The organism is Aeromonas sp. HMWF017 (assembly GCF_003061465.1).
Classification (GTDB): Bacteria; Pseudomonadota; Gammaproteobacteria; order Enterobacterales; family Aeromonadaceae; genus Aeromonas; species Aeromonas veronii.
This window is the reverse complement of record NZ_QAJD01000050.1, coordinates 7483-16936: the sequence shown is the minus strand read 5'-3', so window position 1 is coordinate 16936 and position 9454 is coordinate 7483. Positions and strand designations below refer to the sequence as shown.

The window sequence follows — 9454 nt, the reverse complement described above, 5'->3', positions numbered from 1 at the left end:
ATTGGGGACGTTGCGTAGTCAGGGGATTGGCATCCTCGCCTCCGGCGCCATCACCCACAACCTGCGGGCGCTGGCACCGGAAGGCTCGCCGGTGCCAGAGTGGGCCAGCCAGTTTGTCGACTGGCTGGAGCAGAAGATGGCCGACGAGGATCGTCTGGCGCTGCTCGACTATCGCCAGCAGGCTCCAGGCGCGGTGGAGTCCCATCCCCACGATGACCACCTGCGCCCGCTCTTTGTGGCGTTGGGGGCGGCCGATGGTGTGGCGCCGACCCGGCTGCACGAAAGCTGGGATGGCGGCAGCCTCTATATGGGCGCCTACCGCTTCGGCTGATAGCCTCTCAACAAGACCCCGCCAATTGGCGGGGTCTTGTTATTTTCGGCGTAGTGATTTAGCCGATGGTACTGGTGATTGAGCTGATGCTACTCAGGGGACCACTACCCGGCTCTCGCCGCCGCCGAGGGCTTCGACTCTGATCTGCACGCCAATCCGTTCTACCAGCGTCTGGACGTGGGAGATGACCCCGATCTGGCGACCGGCGGCTTGGAGGGAGTCGAGGCTGGCGAGCGCCAGATCCAGACTGTCCGGATCCAGGGTGCCAAACCCCTCGTCGATAAAGAGCGACTCGACCTGGGTCTGCCGTGACGAGAGGCTGGAGAGGGCCAGCGCCAGCGCCAGCGACACCAGAAAACTCTCGCCACCGGAGAGGGAGTCCACCGAGCGCACCTCGTCCCCCATATCGAGATCCACCACTTGCAGCGCCAGATCGGTGCCGGGTACTCGCTCCAGCCGGTAGCGGGGCGAGAGCTCGGCGAGCTGGGCGTTGGCCTCCAGCAGCAGACGCTCGAGGGTGAGGCTCTGGGCAAAGGTGCGGAACTTGGCGCCGTTGGCCTGCCCGATCAGATCGCACAGCTGCTGCCAGTGGTCGGCCACCGCCTGCTGGGCAGCCAGCTCCTGTTGCAGGCTACCCGCCTTGAGGGCGGCGGCTTCGGCCTGTGCCAGCTTGCTCTTGCACTCGAACAGCTGCTCTTCAAGGGCACGACAACGGGCATCGAGAGCCGTCAGCTGCTCGCTCAGCTCTGCATCCGGCAGGGCGGCCAGCTCGGGGTGATGCTCGCGATAGCGATCCCGCTTGCTCTCCTCCAGCGCCAGCGCCCGTTGCCGCTCGGCAAGGCGGGTACGCGCCTCACCAAGGGCATCTTCCAACCCTTGCAGGGCCGTGCGGCGAGCCTTGAGTTCATCGGGGCTGATGGCCAGCAGGCGGCGCAGGTCGTATTCGGCAACGCCAAGGGTACTGGCGTGGGCAGCCCAGCGCCCCAGCACCTCCCGCTTGCGGCGACTGCTGGTCTGCTTTTCCTGCTCCACATGGGTGAGACGGGTCTTGAGTTCGGTCTGCCGCTCCCGCAGAACGCGGGCGCTGCTTTGCATCAGCTCCAGTTCGCTGGCGAGCTGTTGCAGACGCTGTTGCCAGCGGCTCTCGACCAGCGGGATCTCCTCGCCACCGAGACAATCGCTGCGGCTGGTGAGCAGCCCCTGCCGTTGCTGCTCGTGCTCCTTGTAGTCCCGCTCGAGTTTGTGCAGCAGCTCGCGCTGGGTCTGCAGGCGTGCCTCCTGCGCGCTCAGGGCGGGGGTGAGGCTGGCGATCTCGCTGGCCAGACGCTCCCACTCGCTCTGGCCGTGCAGCCAGGCTTCGCAGGCTCGCTGCCACTCGTGCCACTGCTGGCTGCCGAGCCACTGGCGCCACGGTTGGCCGCCCATCTGCTCATCGAGGCGGTGGGCGCCCTGTTCGAGGCGCTGGCGCAGGGTCGCCTCCTGCTCGCCCATCCCCTTCACTTCCCCTTCCAGTGCGATGCGCTGGCGGTCGGCCTCCTGCCACTGCAGGTCAAACTGCTGGTGCTGGGCAGCCAGTTGGCTCAGTTGTTGACGCACCCCTTGCAGCTGTTGTTGGCCAAGCTGGGCCTGACGCAGCTGCTGCTGGCTCTGGGCCAACCCCTGCTCCAGCGTCTGTCCACGGCCAAGCAATGTGCTCATCAGCTCGTTCCACTCAATGGGGCTTTGGCGCAACGGCAGCGAATGGCCGAGCAGGGTATAGCCCCCCAGCTGTTGCCAGCGCTGGGTCAGCTGCTCGGCGCGGGTTTCCAGCTCTGGCAGGTGCTGCTGGCGTACCGCCAGCTGGCGGGCCAGCTCCTGACGCTCGCTCTCGCACTGAATGTATTGATGGTTGAGCCGCTCCCACTCCAGCTCCAGACTGCGGGCCCGTTCCGCCAGTTGACCAAGAATGCCGGCCACCTGGGGCTGGCTCTGGCTGTAGGGGTGCTCCCCGGAACCGCACAGCGGGCAAGGTTCGCCATCGCTCAGGATATGGCGATACTGCTCGAAGCTGGCGATGGCGCGGGACTGCTCCAGCGCGTGGCGCGCCTCATCCCGCTGCAGGGCGAGCCGCTCGCGGGCGGGGGCCAGCTCTTCGCCAAGGGTGACGAGCTTGCCCAGCGCCTGCTCCAACTGGGCAATCTCCTGCTGCAAGCGGCCATGCTGTTCGCCGTGGTTGCGGCCATAGTCGGCCAGCTCCAGCAGCTGGCGCAGCTGACCCAGTTGTTCGGTTTGCTGCTGCCACTGCTCCTGCGCCTTGGCGAGGCGGCTCTCCCACTGCTGCTCCTGCAACTCGTTCTGTTGCTGTTGCAGCCGAGCTTGTTCATGTTGCCAGTAGTCGCGCTCCTGCTGGCCTTGCTCCAGCTGGCGCTGCAACTGCTGCAGGGCACGCAGCTTGTGATCCCGCAGGGTGAGCAGTTGCTGCAGCTTGTCGGCATCCTCGGCCCAATCCTGCATTGCTGTGAGCAGGGGCTGCCACTGGCGGGCCACCGGTGCCAGCTCCTTGTGCTCTTCGAGCCAAAGGCCCCACTGTTGGTGCTGCTGCTTGAGCAGTTCCACCTGTCGGCTCTGCTCGCGCCAACCCTGCTCGAGGGTGAGCTGTACTTCTCGTTCCTGCGCCCCCTCCTGCTGGATCTTCTGCAACTGCTGCACTTTTTCCCGGATGCGGGTATCGAGCTCCTGCGCCCGCTTTAGTTCGGGTTGCAGGGCACCCCATTCCCGCTCTGCGGCGATCTTCTCCGCCAGCAACTGCTGTTCGGTCAGCGCGCTCTGCTGGGTCTGCTCTTCGAGTTTGGCCAGCTCCGGCCCCAGCTCGGCGATCACCTTCTCCTGCTGATGCACTTCCAGAGTGAGGCGGGCCAGCTCGTCGTGATCGGCGCGGGCTACCTGGGCCTGTTCGGCACGGGCAAACTCCTCACGCTCGGGGGCCGCGGCGCCGTGGGCCTGCAGGGCGGCATCGAGCGCCGCCTGTCCCTCGGCGCAGCCCTGCAACTGGGCGGCAATGCGGCTGTTGAGGTCGCGCAAGTCCTGCATCAGCTGCTGCTGTTGCTGCTCGTGCTTGAGGGTGGTGGAGAGGCTCACCTGCTGGCTTACCCACTGTTCGCGGGTCGCTTCGTCCATCAACGCCACGTCGCCGAGGCGCTGGGCAATAGTGGCCAGCTTCTGCTGCTCTTCCCGCGCCCGTTCATAGGTCTGGATGGAGATGGCGGAGTAGAGCTCGGTGCCGGTCATCCGTTCGAGCAGGGCGGAGCGCTCGTTGGCATCCGATTTGAGGAAGGCGGCAAATTCCCCCTGCGGCAGGATCACCGCGCGGCGGAACTGCTCCCAGGAGAGACCCACCAGCTCGTCGATGCGATCCTGCAGCTCCCGCTTGCTGCCGGAGAAGACCTGCCCGGACTCCACATCGGTCAGGGTGCGCTCCTGCGCCTGAAAGCGCCCCTCCGAGCGGTTTCGCGCCCGGCGCACCGCCCAGCGGGCCAGCCAGATGCGACCATCGCAGCCACGAAACTGCACCTCGGCAAAGCCGCTGGCGTGACCGCGACTGAGGATGCCGCGCACGTCGTTTGCCTTGAGCTTCTCCTCGTCATCCATGCGGCCCACTTCGGCCACGTTCTTGCGATTGGCGATAAAGCGCGGCATCTCGTCGTATAAGGCCAGACAAATGGCGTCGAGCAATGTGCTCTTGCCCGCACCGGTATTGCCGGTGATGGCAAACAGCCCCGCGGCGCCGAGTGCCCCCCTGGTAAAGTCGATGGTGAAGGGGCCGGTCAGACTGGCCAGATTCTCACCTGACAGAGACAAGATTTTCATTGGTTTGACTCCTTCACCTGCTCCAGGATCTCTTCAAACGAGGCAACCAGTCCGGCCTCGGGCTCCCCTTCAAACTGGCGCTGATAGCAGAGGCGAAACACCTCGGTGGGAGAGAGCTCATCGAGCCTGCGCCGCTCGCGACCATCGGCCAGTCCTTCTCCCGAGCCCTGATACTGGGTGCTGATGCGGGCCAGCCGCACCGGCTTGTCTGCGATGGCCGCCAGAATCCGTTCGCGAATGCGCGCCTCGGGCTTGGGCAGCAGCAGCCGCACTTCGAGGAAAGGTTGTGCCTCTTGTGGACAATCAGGCAGTTCGAGCGATGCGATGGCGTTCAGCGCGTCGTCGAGGGTGCTCTGGGGCAGGCGGATCATCTCCACCGCGCGGGGCACCGGGATCCGCTCCAGCCCGGCCAGTTTCCCCTCCGCAAAGGTCACTTCCAGCACCTGATGGTTGTAGTTGGCTTCGGCAAGCGAAAGCGGCAGCGGTGAGCCGCTGTAGTGCACCCCCTCGGCCGGGCTCTGGGCCAGATGGAGGTGACCGAGCGCCGTGTAGTCTGCACCGGCAAAGAGTTCGGCAGGCAGGGCGTGCTGGTTGCCGCCGAGCACCCGCCGCTCCGACAGCTCCGAGAGTTGGCCCGCCGCCAGATAGGCGTGGCCCATGGCGATGAGCGGCAGCGCCTCCCCGCAGCGGGCGCGCCCTTCGGCCAGTACCTCGGCGTAGACCTGTCGAACCCCTTCGATCAGCCTGTCTTGTCCTTCTTCCAAAGACTCTACCCGCAGATCGCTGCTGCGCAGGAACGGCACGGCGGCGCACCAGGCGGCAATGTTGCCCTCCTTGTCTTGCAGCGGTACCAGCAGGCGGTCGGTCTCTAGCTTGCCCTCACTGTCGCGGCTGATGCTGCCCACCAGATGCAGATCAAAGGCGCGCAGCAGCTCGTGGGGGGCATCGAGCTTGGAGGGGGAGTCGTGGTTGCCGCCGATCAGCACCATGTTGAGGCGGGGCATCTCGGCGCGCAGTCTGGCCAGAAAGCGGTAGAGCTGTTGCCAGGCGCTGGCGGGGGGATTGGCGGTATCAAACAGATCGCCCGCTACCAGCAGGGCGTCGATCTCACGCGCCTTGAGGGTGTCGCTCAGCCAGTCGAGGAAGGCATCGTGTTCAAAACGGCGGTCATGGCCATGAAGTTGATGGCCAAGGTGCCAGTCGGCGGTATGGAGGATTTTCATTGGAAAGCAGCCCGGTTGCAGGGACGGTGCCTGTGGCACCCGATGAAGACAAGATGAGGATGCCCCGTGCTTTTTTCAAGTAAAACAGGGGGCTGGCATCGATTCAGGCAGGTTCGCAGCACATCCGGTATTGGGGGTGGCCGGTAAGGGGATCGGACTCCTCGGCCTCAATGACGAAGCCGTGGCGGCGATAGAAACGCACCGCCTGATCATTCTCGACAAAGACCCGGGCGTGGAGCGACGCCCCCTGACGCTTCGCCTCCTGCAGCAGGGTGTGGCCAACGCCGCGGCCCTGACGGTCGGGGCGCACGAACAGGGCGGCGAGATAGTTGTCCACCAATGCCATGAAACCGAGCAGATCGCCACGCTCCTCGAACACCCAGATGGCGGCGCGATCGAGATAGCGGGTACGCAGATCCTCCTGGGCCTGCCACCAGCAGGAGGCATCGACGAAATCGTGGGCCTGCAGGGAGGCCAGCAACCAGATTTCGACGATCTCTTCCATGTCTTCCGGGCGACTGGGCCGCAACATACCTTCATCCTTATTAACAATTTACTTTCGCAGTCTAGGAGAACTTGATGAACAAACTGGTGACATAAATGAGACCCTGTGAGGTCGATCGCCCTTTATTTAGCGAGAATGATTGGCTGATCACAAAGCGCCTCTCTAGTACAATGCCCGCCGGACAATCTAGAGACCGAGGACGCCATGTGGTTTAAAAACCTGCAGATTTATCGCTTTACCCGCCCCTTTGACCTGACCGTGGATCAGCTGGAAACCCAGCTGGAAGCCTGTGCCTTCACCCCTTGCGGCAGTCAGGACATCTCCCGTTTCGGGTGGGTCAAGCCCCTTGGCAAATTCGGCTCAACCCTGACCCACTCTGCCTCCGGCCACATCCTCATCTGCGCCCGCAAAGAGGAGAAGATGCTGCCCGGTACCGTGGTCAAGGAGATGCTGGCCGAGAAGGTAGAGGCGATCGAGTTCGAACAGGGACGCGCCCTCAAGAAGAAAGAGAAGGAAGCGTTGAAAGAGGAGATCCTCCACACCCTGCTGCCCCGTGCCTTCAGTCGTACCAGCCAGACTTTCGCCTGGATCAATCCGGCCGACAATTTGATGGTGGTGGATGCAGGTTCTGCCAAGAAGGCGGATGATCTGCTGGCACTGTTGCGCAAATCCATCGGCTCCCTGCCGGTGGTGCCGGTGGCCCTCAAGAACCCGCCCGAGATCACCATGACCGAGTGGCTGAACGAGGGCAACCTGCCGGCCTCCTTCACTCTGGAAGATGAAGCCGAGCTGCGCAGTGCCATGGAGCACGGCGGTATTATCCGCTGCAAGCAGCAGGATCTGATGACGGATGAAATCAAGAACCACCTGGCCAACGACAAGCTGGTGACCAAGCTGGCCCTCAACTGGGGCGAGACCGTCAGCTTCGTGCTGGGGGATGACCTCTCCATCAAGCGCCTGAAATTCAGCGAAGAGCTGCGTGAGCAGAACGATGACGTCACCAACGAAGATCCGGCTGCCCGTCTGGATGCCGATTTCGCGCTGGTGACCGCCGAGCTCTCCCAGTTTATCCCGGCGCTGTTTGCCGCCCTGGGTGGCGAAGAGCAGTCCATCTAACCGGACATGCGCCTGTTTGGCCTCTGCTATCCCATCGTAAAAGCCGCCTTCGGGCGGTTTTTTTATGTCTGTTACGGATAGCCATTATTGATAGATGAGTAAGATATTGATCTTGTTCAATAACTTGAGCTACCAGCGCCAATCGTGACATAGTCCCTCTTCATGGTCATAAAACAGACAAGGAGAGTGTCATGTTGCGCAAACCTCTGGGGCTGGCTGTCGCCCTTGCCCTGCTGGCCGGTTGTGCCAGTGACAACGGCTTTCACTACACCCCGCCAGCCCAGACCCTGATCGCACCCGAAGCCGCCAGTGGCTGGACCGACAAACAGGGCTGGCAGGGCCATGACTTCATGGTGGCGGCCGCCAACCCGCTGGCGGTGGATGCGGGCTACCAGATCATCAAGGCCGGTGGCAGTGCCGTCGATGCCGCCATTGCGGTACAGCTGGTATTGACGCTGGTGGAGCCGCAATCCTCCGGGATCGGTGGCGGGACGCTGCTGCTGGTGTGGGATGGCCGCAAGGTGAGTGCGGTGGATGGCCGCGAGACGGCGCCGGCTGCCGCCACCGACCAGCTGTTTATGCAAGATGGCAAGCCGCTGGCGTTTTATGACGGGGTGGTGGGAGGCCGCTCGGTCGGCGTTCCCGGCACCCTGCGCGCTCTGGCACTGGCCCATCAACGTTATGGCAAGCTACCCTGGGCTGTGCTGTTCGAGCCCGCCATCACGCTGGCAGAACAAGGATTTGTGATAAGTCCACGGCTGGCCACATTGCTGGCCAAGGATCCCTATCTGGCACGGGATCCGCAGGCGCGTGCCTACTTCTATCAGGCGGATGGCAGCCCCAAAACGGCGGGTACCCGGCTGACCAACCCGGCGTTGGCCAGGGTGCTGCGCACTCTGGCCACAGAGGGGGCGGATGCCTTCTATCAGGGGCCGCTGGCGGATGCCATGGTGGCAAAGGTACGCCAACATCCCACCAATCCTGGGGTACTGGCGGCCACCGATCTGGCCAGCTATCAGGCCAAACTGCGGGATGGCCTCTGCTTTGACTATCGCCAGAGCAAGATCTGCGGCTTTCCCATTCCCTCGTCCGGCACTCTGGCGCTCGGCCAGATCTTCGGCATGCTGGAGAGCCGCGATATGGCAGCCCTCAAGCCGATCACCACGAAGGAGGGGGGGCTGGCAGCCTCCAGCGAGGCTATCCACCTCTACAGCGAAGCGGCGCGTCTCGCCTTCGCCGATCGCAACCAGTACGTCGCCGACAGCGATTTTGTCAGCGTGCCGGTGCAGGGGTTGCTGGACAAGGGCTATCTGGCCGAACGCGGCAAACTTGTCGGTCAGCACTCCATGGGGATTGCCAAGCCCGGCACGCCGCCACTGGCGCTGGCGCGGGGCAAGGATGCGACCCCGGAACTCCCCTCCACCAGCCATGTCTCGATCGTCGACAAGGCAGGGATGGCCATCTCCATGACCAGCTCCATCGAGGATGGTTTCGGATCGCGTCAGATGGTCAACGGCTACCTGCTCAACAACCAGCTCACCGATTTCTCCTTCACCTCGGTAGATGCTGCCGGTCTGCCGGTGGCAAACCGGGTGGAGCCGGGCAAGCGGCCCCGCTCCACCATGTCACCCCTGCTGGTGTTTGACAAGCCAAGCGGCGAGCTGACCATGACGCTGGGCTCGCCGGGGGGCTCCGCCATCATCAACTACGTGGGCAAGACCCTGCTCGGCACTCAGGATTGGGGCCTGAACTTGCAACAGGCCATCAATCTGCCCAACTTTGGCAGCCGCAACGGCCCCACCGAGCTGGAAGCGGGACGCACCCCCCTGTCGGTGGTCGAGGAATTGAAGGCGAGGGGACACGAGGTGGTACTGAACGAGCAGACCTCCGGCCTGCAAGGGGTTGAGCGCAACGCTGGTGGCTGGTTTGGCGCAGCGGATCCGCGCCGGGAAGGGATCGCCAAAGGGGAGTGAGGTTCCCATAGCAACAAGGCCAGCATGATGCTGGCCTTGTTGCTGATGGAGCGTGACGGAGCGGTTACTGGATACCCAGCAGCTCCACGTCAAAGATCAGGACGGATTCAGTGGGATATTGCCACTGGAGCGTCCTGCGCGGTTACTGGATACCCAATAGCTCCACGTCAAAGATCAGGACTGAGCCCGGCGGGATTTTGCCAGCGGCGCGGTCGCCGTAGGCGAGGTTGGCAGGGATGTAGAAACGGGTCTTCTCACCTTCCACCATCAGCTGCACCCCTTCGGTCCAGCCAGCGATCACCTGATTGAGGCCAAACTCGATGGGCTCGCCACGGGCGACCGAGCTATCAAAGACGGTGCCGTCCAGCAGCTTGCCCTCGTAGTGCACCTTCACCTTGCTGGTGGCGGTGGGGTGAACCGTGCCGGTGCCCGGGGTCAGCACTTCGTACTGCAGGCCGGA

7 protein-coding genes are annotated in these 9454 nt (G+C 63.7%); 3 read left to right on the top strand and 4 right to left on the bottom strand.

Going from position 1 to position 9454, the window contains the following annotated elements:
* Positions 1–331: DODA-type extradiol aromatic ring-opening family dioxygenase (locus DBR30_RS21600; RefSeq protein ID WP_258224273.1), on the top strand; the 331-nt coding region annotated here is incomplete at its 5' end.
* A gap of 93 nt (positions 332–424) precedes the next feature.
* Here the strand turns inward: DBR30_RS21600 and DBR30_RS04345 are convergent.
* The 3 genes from DBR30_RS04345 to DBR30_RS04335 all read right to left on the bottom strand — a co-directional run bounded on the left by DBR30_RS04345 (position 425) and on the right by DBR30_RS04335 (position 5932).
* Positions 425–4177, bottom strand: a complete 3753-nt coding sequence (locus tag DBR30_RS04345; protein ID WP_108588202.1) for an AAA family ATPase — start codon at positions 4175–4177, stop codon at positions 425–427.
* The gene (locus tag DBR30_RS04340) at positions 4174–5400 is read right to left on the bottom strand and encodes an exonuclease SbcCD subunit D C-terminal domain-containing protein (RefSeq protein WP_108541524.1); all 1227 of its coding nucleotides are present in this window, start codon (positions 5398–5400) and stop codon (positions 4174–4176) included. Before DBR30_RS04340 ends, DBR30_RS04345 begins: the two co-directional genes overlap by 4 nt.
* Positions 5401–5503: 103 nt before the next feature.
* Positions 5504–5932, bottom strand: a complete 429-nt coding sequence (locus DBR30_RS04335) for a GNAT family N-acetyltransferase (protein ID WP_108541525.1) — start codon at positions 5930–5932, stop codon at positions 5504–5506.
* Positions 5933–6109: 177 nt separating this feature from the next.
* Here DBR30_RS04335 and rdgC point away from each other — a divergent pair, with 177 nt between their 5' ends.
* Together rdgC and ggt are read left to right on the top strand one after the other, a co-directional pair.
* Positions 6110–7021 carry a recombination-associated protein RdgC gene (rdgC, locus tag DBR30_RS04330; protein ID WP_108541526.1) on the top strand — a complete coding sequence of 304 codons (912 nt, stop codon included), beginning with the start codon at positions 6110–6112 and terminating at the stop codon, positions 7019–7021.
* A 191-nt stretch (positions 7022–7212) separates the two neighbouring features.
* Positions 7213–8994, top strand: a complete 1782-nt coding sequence (ggt, locus tag DBR30_RS04325; RefSeq protein WP_108541527.1) for a gamma-glutamyltransferase — start codon at positions 7213–7215, stop codon at positions 8992–8994.
* Between the two features lie 142 nt (positions 8995–9136).
* Here the strand turns inward: ggt and DBR30_RS04320 are convergent.
* On the bottom strand, positions 9137–9454 hold a 318-nt coding region (locus tag DBR30_RS04320), incomplete at its 5' end, for an FKBP-type peptidyl-prolyl cis-trans isomerase (RefSeq protein ID WP_108588204.1).